The sequence below is a fragment of the Burkholderia sp. ABCPW 11 genome, from assembly GCF_001523445.1.
Classification (GTDB): domain Bacteria; phylum Pseudomonadota; class Gammaproteobacteria; order Burkholderiales; family Burkholderiaceae; genus Burkholderia.
This window is the reverse complement of record NZ_LOVM01000055.1, coordinates 1-18564: the sequence shown is the minus strand read 5'-3', so window position 1 is coordinate 18564 and position 18564 is coordinate 1. Positions and strand designations below refer to the sequence as shown.

At 68.3% G+C, this 18564-nt stretch carries 5 protein-coding genes and 1 pseudogene; 4 read left to right on the top strand and 2 right to left on the bottom strand.

The window, feature by feature from the left end; translation table 11 throughout:
• Nucleotides 1–705 precede the first annotated feature (705 nt).
• Complete coding sequence (locus tag WS61_RS22105; RefSeq protein ID WP_059503444.1) at nucleotides 706–14379, top strand: LWXIA domain-containing protein; 13674 nt, start codon at nucleotides 706–708, stop codon at nucleotides 14377–14379.
• Between the two features lie 18 nt (nucleotides 14380–14397).
• Here WS61_RS22105 and WS61_RS22100 read toward each other — a convergent pair whose 3' ends face one another.
• Complete coding sequence (locus WS61_RS22100) at nucleotides 14398–15039, bottom strand: HD domain-containing protein (protein ID WP_059503442.1); 642 nt, start codon at nucleotides 15037–15039, stop codon at nucleotides 14398–14400.
• A gap of 173 nt (nucleotides 15040–15212) precedes the next feature.
• Here WS61_RS22100 and WS61_RS22095 point away from each other — a divergent pair, with 173 nt between their 5' ends.
• The 3 genes and pseudogenes from WS61_RS22095 to WS61_RS22085 all read left to right on the top strand — a co-directional run bounded on the left by WS61_RS22095 (nucleotide 15213) and on the right by WS61_RS22085 (nucleotide 17769).
• On the top strand, nucleotides 15213–16178 hold the full coding sequence (locus WS61_RS22095; RefSeq protein WP_059503473.1) for a GlxA family transcriptional regulator: 966 nt from the start codon (nucleotides 15213–15215) through the stop codon (nucleotides 16176–16178).
• A 289-nt stretch (nucleotides 16179–16467) separates the two neighbouring features.
• Nucleotides 16468–16779, top strand: a pseudogene (locus tag WS61_RS22090) (DUF4148 domain-containing protein).
• Between the two features lie 276 nt (nucleotides 16780–17055).
• Nucleotides 17056–17769, top strand: coding sequence for a dienelactone hydrolase family protein (locus tag WS61_RS22085; RefSeq protein WP_059503440.1), 714 nt, complete (start codon nucleotides 17056–17058; stop codon nucleotides 17767–17769).
• 132 nt (nucleotides 17770–17901) lie between these two features.
• Here WS61_RS22085 and WS61_RS22080 read toward each other — a convergent pair.
• Nucleotides 17902–18564 (bottom strand): TolC family protein (locus WS61_RS22080; RefSeq protein WP_179949697.1); only part of this gene is annotated, 663 nt, incomplete at its 5' end.

The following is an 18564-nucleotide window of genomic DNA, read 5'->3' as shown; positions in this document are numbered from 1 at the left end:
GGAGATTCGCCCTGATGATGGGGCCCCAAAATTCAGTATATAAAATCGTCGACCATAATGACGCGAAGTTGTCACGTAACAATTTTCCAATGGTGCTATGCGAGTTGCACGAGCCGCCTCTTTCCCCGTCCGATTCGTCGCCGTCCCGCGCCAACACGCCGAACTCTGCCGATTACACGTCGACCGACTGCTCTAGCCAGCCGGCCTCTCCCGTCGGGTATCGGTGCGATTCATCCGACAACACCGATCCACCACAAAAAGCGCATCACCCGCCGTACCGGCCCCTGTTCCTCGCGCGTCGATATCCGCTGTCCAAACTCGTGTCGCCCAAATTCCTCGTCTCGATGCGGGGCATACCGCACTGCCTATGCCTACCCGTCCCTTCCACCACCGCAAATTACTTCGCATACCTGATCATAAAATCGAAAGCAGAAAGTAAGGCGCACACCATCACCGAAAGTCAGCTGTAACACCGAGCCCAGATCGAATCGATACGCAAGCCGCCTCATCTCCCGCCTTCTGCATCGCGCACTTATCGGGACATGATCGCTTCTCGTAGCGATCCCCGCACCGACCCGTTCCCCCTCGTCGCGCGCTACGAATCGCCCCCGTGTCCGCTCCGAGCGCTTCCGTACACTCGAAATCGCGCCATGCGGCGCCGGCGGCGTGCATCTTGCGTACGGCCGCGCCTGACGGGAGCCTTGCATGTTGTCGATCGACGGAATGGGTTTGGGGTTGAACTGGCAGCGTTTCCTGTCGCAAACGCTGGACCCTGACCTCGCACCGAAACCGCCGCGCAATGCGGACGGTACGTCCAACGACGGCCCGAACAACGGTCCGGCCAACCCGGTCACCCCGACCACCACGCCGCCGATCCCCGTGCAGGCCGATCTCGGCACCGATCCGTCCAAGCCGACCAACCCCGAAATCGCGTCGGCCACCGCCCTGCTCCAGAGCATGGCCGATCAATATCGCGTGGCGCCGCCCGAGATCACGGTCGACAACGACACGACGCGCGCCGTCCAGGGTGTGATCCAGGACGCTCAGACCCGGTACGACAACGCTCAGCAAGCGCTGCAAGGCGCGCAGGGCGTGCTGCGGATGACGAACCGCGACCCCGACGCGACGCCCGACGAGCGCAAGGCCGCGCGCGACAACTACACGAAGGCGCGCGATGCGGCCGACACCGCGCAACGCGAACTCGACGTGACGACCGACGCCGGCTACCGGATCCTGTACGGCGAGCAGGCGAAAGCCGACCAGTACAGCGCCGACCCGACGAACGACAAAATCGAGGGGCCCGCGCAACAGCAGGCCGATGCGAAGCTCGCGGCGCTGCAAAAGCTGTTCCCCGACCAGACGAAGGCGAATCCGAACTTCGTCCCGCAGCAGGGCGATTGCAAGACGCCCGCCCAGGTCCAGGCTTACGACGACTGGCAATCGGCGACCTCGAGCGCGGTAACGGCTCAGGCGAAGTACTGGGCAGACGTCAGCAATGCGAATCTCGCCTATAAGCAGTTCCAGTCGTACATGGCCGATCCCGCCTACAAGGACGCGATCGATACCGGCGTCGGCAAGCTGAACGATGCGCTCGCGCCGCTGCAGTTGCAGGTGGATCTGCCCGATCCGCCGCCAGCCGATGCGAACGGCAACGTCGACATGAATGCCGTGCAGGCCAATATCGCGCAGGCCGCGAAGATCGCCAATTACTCGAACGCGGCCTATGCGGCGTCGCTCGACGCGCAGCAGGTCACGACGCTGCAGCAGAAGTACGACGCCGACAGCGCGTGCCTGATCGGCTCGACGCCCGGCGCGGCGAAAGACGACAAGGCCGCGCTCGATCGCGCGACCACGCAGGCGAACACGAGCGGCAGCTACATGCAGATGCTCGGCGCGCAGTTGACCGTCGACGACTTGCAAGGCAAGTACGACACCGCGAAATCGGCGTCCGACGACTGGCATACCGCGAATCCGCACTCGCTCGATCCGCATCCGACCGTCGACACCGACCTCGCCGCCGCGTCCGATGCACTCGCACAGGCGAAACAGAAGGCCAGCCTCGCGCACGACGGGTTCGTCGTCGCGTACGGTCAGACACTCGCGCAGCAGTACGACGACGCCGGCGCGCAGATCGACGCGCAGCTCAAGCCAAAGGTGCCGTTCGTGCTGCAGAACCCGACGCCGACGCTGTCGACGAATCCGCCGCCGTCTGCAACGCCGCCGGCACCGTCGGCGCAACCGTCGCCGTCGCTGAGCACGTCGCTGCCGAGCACATCGAGCACGCCGGCACCATCGACGACGCAGACGCCGACATCGTCGTTGAGCACGTCGGCGCCGCCCGGCGCGCTGTCGACGTCGCTGCCGCCCACGACGCTGTTCACGAATCCGTCGTTCGTGCTGCAGCCGCCCGGCTCGAACACGTCCTTGCCGACCACCGCGACCGGCCAGACCGCGCTCGACGCGAAAAAGCTCCATGTCGTCGCGGGCGCGCTGCGCGCGGCCGACGGCCGGCTGTCCAACACGTTCAACGATGCGGCCGCGAAATTCCAGCTCGCGAACGCGAAGACGCAGCAAGGCGTGCTGAAGGGCAAGCTCGCCGACATACAGAAAACCTACGACGACTGGTACGCGAACAATCCGACGCCGGTGCGCATGCGCGAGGTGAACGGCGACGAGATTCCGATGCGCACGCCGCTGCGTCCGAATCCGTACCAGGACCAGCTCGACCAGGCGCGCAACGACCTGCAACAAGCCGACGCGACCGTCAACAAACTGCAGTTGCTGACCGAGATGTCGCATCAGCAGGTGCTGCTCGACCAGTTCGATGCGAACCTCGCCGAGAACCTGCGCAATCCGCAAAGCCAGCACGACAAGGACGCGTATTCGAACGCGCTCGACGGCTTCTTCCGCGCGCACCAGGGCGAGCTGTCGCAATCGCTGCTCGATCAGGCCGGGGCGAGTACGAACAAGGCCGCGACGATCCATTTCGGCAAGCTGACCGACAACGAGCAGCGCAACCTGATCGGCACCGCGATCGGACTGCCGCCCGACGTGCAGCCATCGTCGGACACGGGCACGCCCACCGCACCCGTCAACGACGACACGGTGCGCTACACCGACAAGGACAAGCTCGACACGATCGACAAGGTGCGCGGCGAAATCCTGAAGATCGGCGGCGGCAGCGACACGCAGGTCACCGTCCTGCCGCTGATCTACTCGGACAAGACGGCCGGAATGGTGACGAGCGCGCTCTTCAAGGTCACCGACAGCAAGGGCCACGTCCAGTACGTCGACGACACGTCCGCGCATTACGACGACATCGGCGACTACCTCGACAACAACCAGCTTGCGTCGAGCGGCACGCTCGATCTCGTGACCGGCTACGACGACAACGGCCACGCGCAGTACCAGCAGAAGGCCGCGCATCACGACGACTGGTTCGACAGCGCGCTGAACACGCTGACCGGCGGCAAGGTGAACCTGGGGATGATGGGTCTCGGGCTGCTGATGGAAGGCGCCGGCGTGCTGCTCGACGCGACCGGCGTCGGCGCGTTCGCCGGCGGCGCGCTGAACTTCGCGGGCGCGGTGATGATGGACACGGCGATCGGTTCGAGCATGGCGAAATCCGCGCTCGATATCGGCTCGCGCTGGGAACACAACCAGAGCATCAATCCGTTCACCGACGCCGGCGCGCGCGGCGACTGGCTCAACCTCGTACCGATGGGCGCGGCCGGCGCGGCGAAGTTCGCGGGCTCGGAAGTGTTCGGCAAGACGATCACCGCCCTCACCGGCTCGGCGAAGGCCGCGAAAGTGACCACCGCGATCGTGCGCGGCACGTCGCTCGCCACCGGCGTCGGCGCCGCGGGCGAAAGCTTCGTCGAAGCCGGTATCGACTTCGCGCACGGGGACAGCGAGCACGGCTGGGATGCGCTCAAGTCCGGCTTCACGAACGTCGCGCTGATGGGCGCGGGCGGCGTGCGGGACCGCGTGGTCAACGCGACGGTTCGCGTCACGGGCCGGCCGGTGATCGCCCGCTCGGCGGGCGGCGAACGCATCTCGATCGACGGCCAGCAGCTGCAGAAAATCCTGACCAGGAACGAGCCGTCGCAACTTGCGTTCGGCGCGACGCGCGCGTCGCTCGACGGCGTCGACGTCAAGGTCGCGAAGGACGGCACGCTGATGGCGGGCGACAAGGTGCTCACCTACGACAACATGCCCGTGCGCGTGCTCGACTCGCTCAACAACAAGGACCTGAACAACCTGCCGCGCGGGACGTCGGTGATCCTCGGCGAGAACGGCGAACTGAGCATCGTCAAGCTGACCGGCAAGACCTGGACCGAAGGCACGAAGATCGAATCGGTCACGGAAACGGGCGACCGGCTGTCGTTCGGCAGCGACGGCGAAATCAATGCGCCGTCGAAGCTCGTCGCGAAAACGCCCGCCCCGGCGCGCAGCGACCCGCGACAGCCGGCAAGCGACGAGGCGCCGCCGGCCGACGGCGCGCCGCGAACCACGCCGGCCGACGAAGCCGCTGCGCGCGCCACCGAAGCGAACGACACGGCCGCCGCGACCACGACCGCCAGCGCACGCAACGCGCAGCGCACGAGCGAAGCACGGACCACGCGTGACGAGGACCAGCAGGAAACGCGCGCGTCCGATTCGCACGTCGCCGCGCAGAATCGCCGCAGCAGCGACCTGCGCGCGGAAAACGATCCGGCCGTCGCGCGGGCGCCCGGCGCACCGGGCGCAGGCGCGCTCGAAGCGCCGGCCAGCGTCGCGCCGCGCACGCCGGTCCGCGTGATCGACCTGACCGACGCCGATCCGGCCTCCCGGCCCGCGACGCTCGACCCGGCCGGCGTGTCGGTGCCGCGCGGCCCGTCGGTCGACGCGCTCGACTACGGCGCACACACGCTCTTCATCGTGCGGAACGGCGAGGACCCGGCAGCGGCCACGCCCGAGGCGGCGCGGCCGCGCGCGGTAAGCGCGCTGCCCGCCGACGTCGCGGAACCGATCGTCGTCATCGCCGATGCGGCCGACGCGCACGTCGCGCCCGAACTCGCGAATCGCTGGCAGCGGCCGGTATTCGCGGCCGCGCCGGACGCGCTGCACCCGGACGGCACGCTGCGCGCCGACGCGCCGCTCACGCGCTACCTGCCCGCTCCCGATGCAGCGACGGCAGGCGGCCGTGTCGTCGGCACGAGCGCGCAGGCGGCGCACGCCGATGCGGCGGGCGTCGTCGAAACCGAGCCGCCCGCGACGAATCCGGAAGCGCCCGCCGCGCGCCGCGCGCCCCCGCCCGCGAACGACGACACCGTCGTCGTACTCGCAACGGCCCGGCGCAACGCCGCCGATCCCGACACGCACGCCGCCCTGCCGCAGCCGCCCGCTCGCACGGCGCGTGCGCTGGACGGCGCATTCAGTGCACCGAACCGCATCGTAGTGCTCGTCAAGCCGGCCGAACGATCCGCGTCGCAAGCGGCGAACGACGCGCGCGACGCATCCCGGCCGAAGCCGGCCCGCGATGCACGGGCCGACGCCCGCACGCTACCGGCCGCTGCGCACCCGGAAACCACCGAAGCGCCGCCGGGCCCGGCGCTTGCCGGCCCGAGCCTGTTCACGCGGCTGCAAATGCGTTTCGGCGGCGCGCCGCTGCCGGACGCGGTCCACGCGCTCGCGCAGCAATCGGACACGCTCACGCAGCAGTTGCGGATGCTGAGCGATGCCGGCTGGCGCGTGAGCCTCGGCAAGCGCGGCGGCGGCAGCCGGATCGATCCGAAGCGGCGCCGCGTGACGATCGACGGCGGACTGCACGATTCGGGCAGCATCACGTACACGCTCGCGCACGAGGCCAAGCATGCGGTCGAGGCGATCGACGGCACGCTGGATTCGCTCGACTACAGCGGCCGCAGCCGCTTCACGCGCAAGGCGCTCGAAGCCGAAGCGCGCGCGCAGATCAACGCGTTCGAGGCGCGCTACGAGATCGATCTCGCAGGCGGCGGCGACATCGCGGCGAACACGACGCTGCCCGACGCGCTCCAGCACGAGGCCGACCGCTGGACGCCGTCGAGCGACTATGCGGGCACGGTCGCACGGCTTGCCGACGCGTTCGCCGATGCGCCGGTGTCGGGCCGCCGCGGCGAGACGTACCAGACCTTCTACGACGGCATCTGGGACAAGCAGAAACGCGGCGGCGGCGCCCCGCGCCGGATGCCGGCGCCGCACACGACCGAATCGTCCGGCGGCGCACACCTGCCGCGCACGCTCGAGGAACAGGTGCAATGGAGCCTCGCGCACGCGGAGCCGATCTCGCCGTTCGCCGAACGCGGGCGCAACGAGCCGCGACAGATGACGCTGCGCTTCCTGGACGAACGCACGTCGTCGGGAATCGAAGAACCGGTGACGATCATCCGCGGCCGAACCGATGCCACTGGCCAGTTGCTCGACGCACAGGGCCGCCCCGCACGGCACGTCGACTTTTCGATCGCGCACTTCCTCGCCGGCACGTCGACCAGCGCCGGCAGCGGCTACGCGCTGGTCCTGGCCGCCGACAACGGCCACGCCGCCGCGGCATGGCTCACGAACACCTGGCAACGGCCGGTCTACGTGCCGGACGGCGGTACCATCCGCGCGTTCGACGCGGCCATGGGCGACCCGGGCAGCATGCGCGCGCAGGCGCGATTCGATTACGCACCCACATGGACCCGCTATGCGCCGTCGCCGCGCGAGCGAATCGACTACGGCGAACTCTCCGTCGACGCGAACGGCCTGCACGTCGCAGGCGACCCGTCACGGCGGCTGGACCCGCAAGCGCTGATCGGTCCGTTCCTGGGGGCCGGTATCGAGAAGAGCGTGTTCGAACTCGGCAAGCGCAACGCGATCGGCCTGTACGACGTCGACCCCGCGCGGCCGCGCGACGGCCAGCTCGCGAATCATTACGACGCGCTCGATACCGAACGCAACGGACTCGACCTGCTGCGCCGCTACGGCATGCGCACGTTGACCATCGACGGCCCGTTCTCGGTCGGCAACCGGATCGGGATCCTCTACCATCCGCTCGCCGAGCTCAGCAGCCGCGCCGTCTCGCTCGGCGCGTTGCCTTCACGTGTCACGCACGAATCGACGCGACAGCTCGCGGAAATGCGCGAGATCGTCGAGCGCGATGGTCTGGTGTTCGATTTCCAGGGGCTGTTCGACGCGCGCGGCGACTTCTACTTCAGCGACCCGGCCACCGTATTCCGCACGGACGACCGCGAGGAAATCGACGCCACGCTCGAGGAAATCGACAACGTCATCGCGCCGCTCGAACGCGGCATCGACAACGGCAGCATCGCGCTCGCGCATCCCGCGATCGCCGAATCGCTGCCGGAAGGCGCATTCGTCCAGAAGCCGTCGCTCTTCACGCGCATCCGGATGTGGTTCGGCGGCGCGCCGCTACCCGATGCCGCCTATGCGCTCGCCGGCCAGTCGAGCCTGCTCGCCGACCAGATGCGGCTGCTGAAGTCGGATGGCTGGCAGATCGTGTGGGGCCGCGCGGGACGCGGCAGCCGCACCGACGTCGACCAGCGCCGGATCGTGATCGACGGCGGCCTGCGCGGCACCGGCACGCTCGTCTATACGCTCGCGCACGAAGCCGGCCACGCGGCCGACGTGTCGAACGACCGGCTCGGCCTCGACACCAGCAGCCCGGAAGCGTACGTGCAAAGCACGCTGCTCGCCGAAGCGCGCGCGCAAGCCAACGCGTTCGCGGTGCGCAAGCAGATCCTCGAATCGACCGGCGTCGACATTGCCGAGCACGCGGTGCTTCCCGATGCGATCGCGCGCGAAGCCGATCATGTGATGCCGGGCGACGAAGCCGGCCTCGCGCGCCTCGCCGACGCATTCGGCAATGCTCCCGTATCGGGCCGCGACGGCGAACGCTACGGTGCGTTCTATGGCCGCACATGGGATCGGCAGCAGCAATCGGGCAACGCAGCGCTGCGCATGCCCGCACCGCACACGACCGAATCGTCCGGCGGCAGCGGCGGCGCACGATTGCCGCGCACGCTCGACGAACAGGCGCAATGGAGCCTCGCGCACGCGGACCGTGCATCGCCGTTTCCGCGCCGCTGGTTCGGCGGCGGCTCGCCGAAGCTGTCCTTCTCGCGCAACGGTCCGGTGTCCTATGCGAACGGCGAGCCGCTGACGCTCGTCCACGCGCGGACCGATGCGGCCGGCGGCCTGCTCAACGCACGCGGCCGCCCCGCCACGCCCGTCGACTATTCGATCGATCATCGCCACGCGTTCACGCCCGCACGGGCCGGCGCACCCATCGTCCTCGCGGGCGAAGGCGGCGCGGCACACGCCGCGTGGCTCGCGAACCTCTGGCAACGCACGATCTACGTGCCCGACAGCGGCACGGTCCGCACGCTCGGCGAGCCGCGCAGCGACGGCACGCAGCGCATGCAGTTCGGCGGCCCGAGCGCATGGACGCGCTACACGCCGTCTCCGCGCGAACGGATCGATGCGGGCGCGCTCGCCGTCGACGAGCACGGGCTGCACGTCGCCGGCGATCCGTCGCGGCGCGTCGATCCCGACGCGCTGCTCGGCCCGTTCCTCGGCGCGGGCACCGCGAAGGCGGTATTCGAACTCGGCAAGCGCAATGCGATCGGCGTGTTCGACGCCAGCGGCGACAAGGCGCGCACGATGCTCGCCCACGAAAAGCGCGGGCTCGACCAGTTGACGCAGCTCGGCATGCGCACGGTCACGGTCGACGGGCCATTCACGTACCACGGGCGCGTCGCGGTGCTGTACAGCCCGCTGGCCGAGCTCGGCAGCCTCGACGTGATGCACGGCATCCTGCCGAAACGCGTGACGCGCGAATCGATGCGGCAGCTCGCCGCGATGCGCGAGCTTGCCGCGCGGCACGGCCTGTCGTTCGATTTCGAAGGTTTGTTCGATGCGAGCGGCGAGTTCTACTTCAGCGACCCTTCCGTCCTGATTCCGCATCCGGACCCGGCGACCAACCGCACGCCCGGAATGATCGATGCCGTCATCCAGCCGCTCGAACGCGGCATCGCCAATGGCCACGTCGAACTCGCTCACCCGCTGATCGGCGAGTCGCTGCCGGACGGCGCATTCGTCCAGAAGCCGTCGCTCTTCACGCGCATCCGGATGTGGTTCGGCGGTGCGCCGCTGCCCGATGCCGCCTATGCGCTGGCCGACCAGTCGAGCCTGCTCGCCGACCAACTTCGGCTGCTGAACCCCGGCCGCTGGGAGATCGTGCAAGGCCGCGCGGGCGCGGGCAGCAAGGTCGATGCCGAACGGCGCCGGATCGTGATCGACGGCGGCCTGCGCAACACCGGCACGATCGTCTACGTGCTCGCACACGAGGTCGGGCACGCGGTCGACGTGGCGACGAACCGGCTCGACCTCGACACCAGCAGCCCCGATGCGTACGCGGAAAGCGCGCTGCGCGCCGAGGCGCGCGCGCAGGCCAACGCATTCGTGGTGCGCAAGCAGATCCTCGCATCGACCGGCATCGACATCGCCGAGCACGCGGTGCTGCCCGACGCGATCGCGCGCGAAGCCGATCATGTGATGCCGGGCGACGCAGCCGGCCTCGCGCGCCTCGCCGACGCGTTCGGTAACGCACAGACGTCGCTGCCCGGCAACCCCGTCTACCGTGCGCTGTATCGCGCGCAAGCCGAGCAGGCGCTGCGCGACGGCGACGCCAGGCGAACCGGTGCGGCACCGCGGACGATGCCGTCGATGATGATGTGGCCGGTGCCGGACCCGTCGTCGTTCCTGCCGGCCGCCCCCGCGCTCACGCCCGAAGCGCGCGCGGCCGACTGGTTGGGTGCGCACGGCAAACGCGACCTGAAGCGGATCGACGGCACACAGTTGGCCGACATCCGCGACCTCGCGCAATACGCGGGCCCCAACGCCCACGTGCTGATCGCGAAGCATGCCGACCGGCCGGCGGACGACGGCACGCATCCGCAACCCGAGTTCGTCGCGAGCCTGACCACCGATGCCCACGGCCAGCCCGGTCAGGTCGAATCGGCCGACCCCGGCGGCACGCCGTCGCACGACTTGCGCGACGCGCTCTATCCGGGCACACGCCCACGCAAGCGCAGCGGCAGCGAAACGCCGCATGAAGCACGCGCGAAATTCGACTTCTACCTGTCGCCTGTGTCGCTCGACGAGCTGCGGCAATTCGGCGGCGCGGCGAAGATCGAAGCCGTCGACTCGAAGCGCGTGTGGAATGCCGAGCCTTCCGGCGACGCGCCTGCGCAGGAGGTCGTCGAGCAGATCGGCGAACTCGCCGATGCACCGCAATTCAAGCGTCCCAAGGCGGCCGCAAAGGCCGCGGACGACAGCGCGACGATCTTCGCGGTAGACAGGAAGAGTGGCAAGGTGCTCGGCTATGCCGTGCCCAAGCAAGGTGGGAGCGGCTGGTCCTATCACGAGAAAACCTCGGTCGGCGACGCGTCGATCGGAGAGCAGGATCTCGGCACCGCCTTCCGGCGCCGCGCACGCGGCCTGCCCGACGGCCGGCGGGGCGTCGTGTTCGTGCCGACCTCGCTACCGGAATCGGTGGTGTCCCGCTATGGCGGCTTCGAGCCGGCCGAGCGGGTGTTGCCGATCGCCGAGCAAAAGCCGCCGTCGATGAAAACGAGCGACCGCGTACAGCGCCGGCTCGGCAAGATTCAGTCGAGAGGCAAGCCGCCCGCCGGCGCGACGCCGCTCGCCAACCGGTGGGTCGCGCCGAACCTGCTGCCGAAATCGGCCGACGACGTGCACGATTTCAGCGGCGCGAACACGCTGCATCTGCGGCGCGTGATCGATCTCGGCCAGGTCGGCCCCGAATACTTCATTTACGTCTACGGCACGGAAGGCGCGCTGATCGACACGCTGCACCAGCCGGACGGCATCCTCGCGACCCGCGACGGCACGCTGCAATGGTTCGACGATGCCGCGCATTTCGCCGACAAGAGCAAGCCAGGCGTCGACCTCGACAAGACGAAGATCGGCGGCGGTCCGGACGGCTCGGGCCGGCACTTTCTCGTGACGCGGCTCGACCCGGCGGAATTCGATGCGCGCACGCGGCCGACGCAGGTCGCGGCCTATGCGCTGAAACAAGCGGAACTCGACAAGCAGTTGCGGAAGGCCGCGGCGGAATCGTCCGCGCCGTTCGGAGTACTGGAGAACCGCATCGCGGCCGAACTGACAACCGCGAAGAACCAGCAGGCCATACTTGCCGGCGATCCGGCGTCCAGCACTGCGTCCGCCGGCCCGTCCGCGAAGCCGAAAAAGCCCGCGCGCGGCAAGGGCAAGAAAGGCAAGCAGAACGCGCCTGCGGCGCCCGCCCCGGCCGCGTCGCCCGCGCCGCAGGCCGCGCCGGCCGGCAAACCGTTCAGCATCAAGACCTATCAGCCCGGCCTGACGAGCGCGACGGTCGCCGAATGGATCCTTCGCTTCGGCAAGGCGAAGGTCGACCACTGGTTCCCCGAGCACGAGCGCGTGAAGGCGTTCGCGGGCCGCACCGGCGAGCCGCTCGATCTCGGCACGACACGCCAGGTCATGATGGCCGACAGCGTGATGATGAAGGCGCTCGGCATCCCGTTGCGGCTCGCGCGCGATGCGTCGAGCATGCCGTGGCGCGGCCCGCTGTCGCGGCCCGACCATGCGGCGAACGTGGTGTCGCGCCATGCGAAGCGCGCGATCACCTATCTGTCGATCGCACGGGCCGCGGACCGGCATGCGCTGCAGGCCTATGGCCGCGCGAAACCCGAGATCCAGGATCGCCTCGCGCTGATGGCGCGCGGCTTCACGTTGCGCGACGATCCCGCCGAGATGCTCGCACTCGTGAAACGCTACGGCGGTGCGATGCCGGTGGTGTCGGTCGCGGTCGATCCGTATTCGCTGGCCGCCGCGCTCGGCCGCAAACACGACCCCGCCTTCATCCGCCGCGTGCGCGAACTCGGCAAGCTCGACAACGCGCAGTTCGACGAAGCGAACGCGCGAATCGACATCGACGGCACGGGCCGCCACCTCGAACTCGACGACCTCGGCCACTTGTACAAATGGCTCGACGCGGCGTCCGAAGGCGGCTTCGTGCTGCGTCTCGAAACCGCGCCGTCGCGCGCGCTCGTGTCGGCCGAGGACCAGCGCACGCTGGCGGGCACCAACGATGCGTACCACGACTACGTGCGCACGTTCGACGCGCTCGAAACGTGGGCGCGGCAGCACACCGGCGCGCCCGCGCCGCATGTGATGGTGACGTTCCACGGCTGGGACGCCGTGCTCGAACCGGCGCCGGGCGACGGCCACCTGAAGCTCGTCGAGGCCGTGCTCGAGCGCAAGGAGCTCGACTGGGTTCATCTCGGGCTGTCGTATGCGACGCACGGCTCGGACTTCGTCGCGAACCAGGACCTGACCGCCGCACTCGCCCGCAAGCTCGTCGAATACAAGCTGCATGCGCCCGACAAGCTCGCACGCCTGCACGGTGCCGACGCGCTCACGCGCGTGTTCGAACGGGTCGGCGCGCAGACTCTCGCGAACCAGCATCAGGTGCTGTTCGCCGAAGTCGAACGCGTCGGTCTCGCGAATGGGCTGAAGCCCGACCAGCTCGCGCAATTGCGCGCCGATCTGTACGAAGGGAACACGACCGCGCTGATGGACCGCGCACGGCAGGCAACGATCACTTATGCGAAGGAGAACTACTGGAATACCGCCGATCCCGCCAACCGGGCCGAAGCGCGCGCGCGCGATGCCGGCAAGCGCTGGCTGAGCCTGTACGGCAAGCCCGATACCGCACGCAAGATCGACGCGCATGCGAACCCGAATGCATCGAGCACCGCGTTCTGGCGCGCGGTGGCCGCCGATCCGAAACTCGCGATCGACGAAACCAAGCCCGTCATCGTGAACCGCGACATCGCCGCGCAGCCGAGCCACCAGCGCGGCAACCCGCAGGAGGCCGCGCTCGCGCAGCTCAACGCGCTGCGCGTTCACCGGCCGTCGTTCGGCAAGCGCGACTTGGCGTGGTCGCTGGGCTTCGGCGGCACGGTGGCCGGCGCCAGCTCGCTCGTGGCGCTGAACGTGTTCAACGGCATGACCGTGATGAGCTCGGATGCGCTGACCCACGCGAACACCGCGCTGTTCGTCGGCGCGCGCGCGGGCCGCGTATTCGGTGCGATGCACCAGGGCGCGGTGCAGAGCCTGCAGAGCGGCGACCCGCGCGCGGTGCACGACGTGCTCGACCGCCTGCAGCGCTCGCTCGCACAGCAGCTGACCGCGCCGGTGCACGGCTACAACCCGGCACGGCTCGAACAGCTCGACCTGCTCACGAACGAAACGCGCGTGAAGGCGAGCCACCTCGTCGAAATGCATCGGCAGGGGCTCATCGGCTTCGACGATGCGGCCGCGCAGATCAAGGAATTGTCGGTCGATCTGCTCGCGAACATGCAGGGCATGGTCGGCGGCACGTCGCTCACACAGCTGCATCACGGCAATTCCCGCCGGTTCCTCGGTCTCGTCGGGCGCGGCAGCGCGATCGTCGGCTATTCCGGGACGATCGCCGTCGGCGTGCACGGGCTCATGACCGCGCCGACCGTCGCGGGTGCGCTGACGACCGCGAGCGCGGGGCTCGCCGCGACGTATTCGGGCCTCGTCTATGCGGTCAGCGCGCACCGCGTGAACGCGGACAAGCGCAGCCGCGTCGTACGCTTGATCGATTCGACGTCGGATTTCGTCGGCGTCGCGAGCGGTATCGCAGGCACGATCGCGCAATACGACAAAGGGCACTACGGGCTCGCGGCAACGGCCGCGACGTCGACGGCAATGCTGCTCGGCGCGCGCCTGAACACCCATTTCCCGAACGCGACGCGCTGGGTCAAGAAATACCCGACCGCACTGATCCTCGTGCCGATCGGGATCTGGGGTTTCACGCAATTGCAGAGCCTGTTCTTCGGCCCGCCGTCGGGTGGCTCGGGATCGTCGCCGCACAAGCCGCAGTCGACGCCGGCACCGCCGCCGCCGTCACACCAGCCGCCGCAGCCGACCGCCGGCACGCCGACGGTCGGCCTCGCGCCGGGCACGACCGCAACGCAGCCGCCCGGGACCGGCACGACGGGCAATACGGTGCCCGCGCAGCCCTCCGCGCCGCCGTCGCAGGCCGCGCAGCCGTACATCGTCGTGGCAGGAGATTCGCTGTGGGTGATCGCCGACGCGCATCGCCAGTCGCTGCTGGACGCGGCGCACGTGCCGCCGGACGACCGCAAGGCGATGACGCGCGACCAGCAGGATGCGCGCGCGCTGAACGAGATCTTGCAGTTGAATCCGGGCCTGGCGTCGGCGCCGAACATGCTGCGTGTCGGGCAGTCGATCAACGTCGGCTGATGCGCGCCAGCCCGCCGCTCAGCCGGTCCACGCGGACGACCGGATCACGCTGCAGAAGTTGCCCGCACGGAAATGCGGATCCTTGTCCGCGAGCACGTCGGCCTTCACGTTGCCGAACGTCGTGTCGGGCTTGTGCTTGATGCCGTCGTAGAACGCCTGAATGATGTCCTCCTTGAAATGCGGCGTGCGCGGATGCGCGCGCACGACCGCTTCCCGCTCGATATCGCTGTATTCCGGGTAAGTGAGGCCCAGCACGTCCATCTCGACGCCCGCCGTGACCAGCGCGACGACCGGATGCATGTGCTGCGGGATGCCAGGTGTGGTGTGCAAAGCGATCGCGGTCCACACGATATCGATGTCCTGTTGCGAAATCCCGTTGCCCTTCAGAAAGTCGCGCGCGGCATTCGCGCCGTCCACTTCGAAGCGCTCGCATGCGCTGCTGTGCCGGTGCGTGAGTCCCATGTCATGGAACATGCAGCCGCAATAAAGCAGCTCGGGGTCGTACTCGAGCCCGCGCCGCCGGCCCGCCAGCGCTGCGAAATAGAACACTCGGCTCGAATGGTGAAACAGCAGATCGGACTCGGTATCGCGCACGAGCTCGGTGATCTCGCGCGTCAGACGCGTATCGGGAAGGGTGATGCCGGCAACGTTCACAGTCATGATCGACCTCCATGGAAGACATCCTCGATTTTCCGGATTCCGGTCGATGTCTCCTATGGACGTATCACGCCCGATCCTGCCATTTCGCGCGACGAACGGACACGGCGCCTGCACGGCGAAAGAAGCACCCCTATACTGCTGCGCATCGCGTTCGATACCACATGCAATCGATCATGCCGAAGGTCGTGGGTATTTTCGCCGTTACGGGCGTTCAACTGCTCGACGTCTCCGCGCCGCTCGACGTGTTCGCGCAAGCAAACACCGAGTGCGGCAAGCCGTTCTATACGTTGCGGGTCATCGCGAGCGGGCCCGGGCCGATTTGCAGTTCGTCCGGCGCACGGGTGTTGCCCGACTGGATCGCGCCTGATGTCCCGGAACGCCTCGACACGCTGCTGGTCGCCGGCGCGCCGCACGCCGGCCGGATCGTATTGCGCACCGACGTCCTCGCGTGGCTGCGCTCGGCGGCCGTGCAAAGCAGGCGCTACGGCTCGATCTGCACCGGCGCGTTCCTCCTCGCGGCCACCGGCCTGTTGAAAGGGCGCCACCTGACCACGCACTGGGCCGCCGCCGATGCACTCGCCAAAGCGTATCCGTCCGTCACCGTCGACGCCGACGCACTATACGTACGCGACGGCAAGCTGCGCACCGGCGCCGGCGTCACGGCGGGGCTCGATCTCGCACTCGCACTGGTCGAGGAGGATCTCGGCCGCGAGATCGCGCGGCGCGTCGCCGCGCAACTGGTGATGTTCTTCAAGCGCCCGGGCGGGCAGCTCCAGTTCAGCCGCAACGGCGAGGCACGCCCCGCCGGGCGTTCCGTTCTGCAGGAAGTCCAGCGCTGGATCGCCGCCCACCCGGAACTCGAGCATTCGGTGGCCGGGATGGCGAAGCATGCGGGCATGAGCCCGCGCCATTTCGCGCGACTGTTCCGCGCGGAAGTCGGCATGACGCCGGCAGCATGGGTCGAGGCGACCCGCATCTCGGCCGCGCGCCAGCTACTCGAGAACGGCCACGACACGCCGAAGCAGGTCGCCGCGAAATGCGGCTTCGCGAACGTCGATACGCTCAGGCGAGCGTTCACCCGGCACGTCGGCATTACCCCCGCCGAATACCGGAAGCGGCAGGCGACCCTGACTGCGTGATGCGGAACGCGCAATGCCGGCAGGTTCGCCGAAATAATTCGGAATGCGATTCAACCGTTCATTCCACTGCTGCTTCACCGATCGACCCTATCGCTCCCAGAAGGCCACGCGCCTGCTCCCTCGCGCCGGCAATCTTCAGATTAAATCCCATGTCGCGCGAATCGTTTACCCAGTTGCAATAATGATTCGCCGCAACGCGTATTTCCGACCGGTAACGCGATCGTTACGATGCAATCAACCCGCTGAACGTCACGAGCGAAGCGCGAAATCAACAGAACCGGAGGTCACCATGAAGTCGTTCATCACCGCTGTCGTCGCCGCAACTGCCCTGTCCGCATCGTATGGCGCATTCGCCCAATCGAACCCGTCGGGCCAGCTGACGCGCGCCCAGGTGCGTGCGGAACTCGTCCAGCTCGAACGGGCCGGCTACAAGCCCGAAGTGTCCGATCAGTATTACCCGCGTGCGCTGCAGACCGCCTAGGCCCGCGTGACGAACGCCGATGAAGCCGGCTACGGCGCGCAAGCAGCCGCGGGCACGCGTGCCGGCCGCGCGATCGCGGTCAAGCAGGAAGGCCGCGACTCGATCTATTTCGGCCAGTAAGCCGGATACGCGCCGGCATATTTCCTGCGTATTCCGATACGCACGCCGTACACGCGACACCCCGCTCCCGTTCATCGGGGCGGGGTGTTCGTTTTCCGGCCGTCCGCTGCCTTTGTCGGCCGCGTGCCGCGCGGCGCCGTTCACGCAAGCATCCGGTGTTTGCGCATAGAATGGCCGCGTGGTCGGTGTCGGCCAGCGCACATGCGAGCGGTACCTCGACGCCCGCTGGTCGGCCCGATATCGCACTCGGCGCATTTTTCGAAAAGGAGCGGTTTCATGTCTCAAACATCCGGTTCCATGATCACGTTTCGCCGCCCGGACGGCCAGGAACTGCAGGGCTATCTCGCCACGCCGGCACGGACCGAAGGCGCGCCCGCGGTCGTCGTCATCCAGGAATGGTGGGGGCTGAACGACCAGATCCGCGGCGTCGCGGATCGCCTCGCGCGCTGCGGCTACTTCGCGCTCGTGCCCGACCTGTATCGCGGCAAGTCGACGGTCGAGGAGGAGGAAGCGCACCACCTGATGACCGGCCTCGATTTCGGCGACGCCGCGTCGCAGGACATTCCGGGCGCGGTCGCGTACCTGAAGACGAAGGCGCCGCGCGTCGCGGTGACGGGCTTCTGCATGGGCGGCGCCCTCACGCTGCTGTCGCTGCAACATGCCGAAGCGGATGCCGGCGTCACGTGGTACGGCTTTCCGCCGCTCGACTACCTCGACCCGGCCAAGCTCAAGGTGCCGCTGATGGGCCACTGGGGCACGCAGGATGCGTTCTTCAAGATCGACCAGGTCGACGCACTGGAAAAGAAGCTCACCGATGCGAAGGTCGGCTTCGAATTCCATCGCTATCTCGCACACCATGCGTTCGCGAACGAAACGGCCGTAGGCCCCGGCCGCATCGCCGGCACGCAGTTCGATCCGGTGTGGTCGCAAATGGCGTGGGATCGCACGCTCACGTTCTTCGGCCGGACGCTTTGGACGAAGCCGGCGTAACGTAACGCCGCTCCCCGCGCGGCGACGGTACAAAAGAACACGCCACGGATTTGCGTCCGTGGCGTGTTCGTTTTCACAACCGTTCGGTTCGATGAACGGACGCGGCTCTGCCGCTCCTGCCGTGCGTCGCGCTTACCCGTTCGTCACAGTTGCCGACGCAGGCGCCGGAGCGGCCGCCTTGTCGTAATCGACCGGCGCATCCGGCGCGCGCGGCGCTTCGCCGGCGCGCTGGATCCAGCCGCCGCCGAGTGCGCGGTACAGGTCGACCAGGTTCGTCCAGCGTGCCAGACGCGCGCTGATCAGCGACTGCTGCGCCGAGTACAGATCCGTCTGCGCGGTCAGCACCGACAGGTAGCTGTCCACACCGTTCTTGTAGCGCAGGTCCGACAGGTCGAAGCGACGCTGCTGCGCGTGCTCGTTGCGCTCGAGCGCCGCGATCTGCTGGTCGTACGTGCCGCGTGCGGCCAGCCCGTCCGACACTTCGCGGAATGCCGACTGGATCGCCTTCTCGTAGTTCGCGATCTCGATGCGCTTCTGCACGTTCGCGAGATCGAGATTGGCGATGTTCGAGCCACCCTCGAAGATCGGCAGCGCGATGTTCGGCGCGAACGACCACGCCGCCGTGCCGGCCTTGAACAGGCCGCCCAGCGTCGGGCTCGCGGTGCCGAACGCGGCCGTCAGCGAGATCTTCGGGAAGAACGCCGCGCGGGCCGCGCCGATGTTCGCGTTCGCGGCCAGCAGCGTCTGCTCGGCCTGCATCACGTCCGGACGACGCGTGAGCAGATCCGACGGCAG

Excerpts from the sequence above, each read along its gene's own strand:
- WS61_RS22105 (WP_059503444.1), top strand. The coding sequence starts at position 706 with ATGTTGTCGATCGACGGAATGGGTTTGGGGTTGAACTGGCAGCGTTTC.
- WS61_RS22095 (WP_059503473.1), top strand. The coding sequence starts at position 15,213 with ATGCCGAAGGTCGTGGGTATTTTCGCCGTTACGGGCGTTCAACTGCTC.
- WS61_RS22085 (WP_059503440.1), top strand. The coding sequence starts at position 17,056 with ATGTCTCAAACATCCGGTTCCATGATCACGTTTCGCCGCCCGGACGGC.
- WS61_RS22100 (WP_059503442.1), bottom strand. The coding sequence starts at position 15,039 with ATGACTGTGAACGTTGCCGGCATCACCCTTCCCGATACGCGTCTGACG.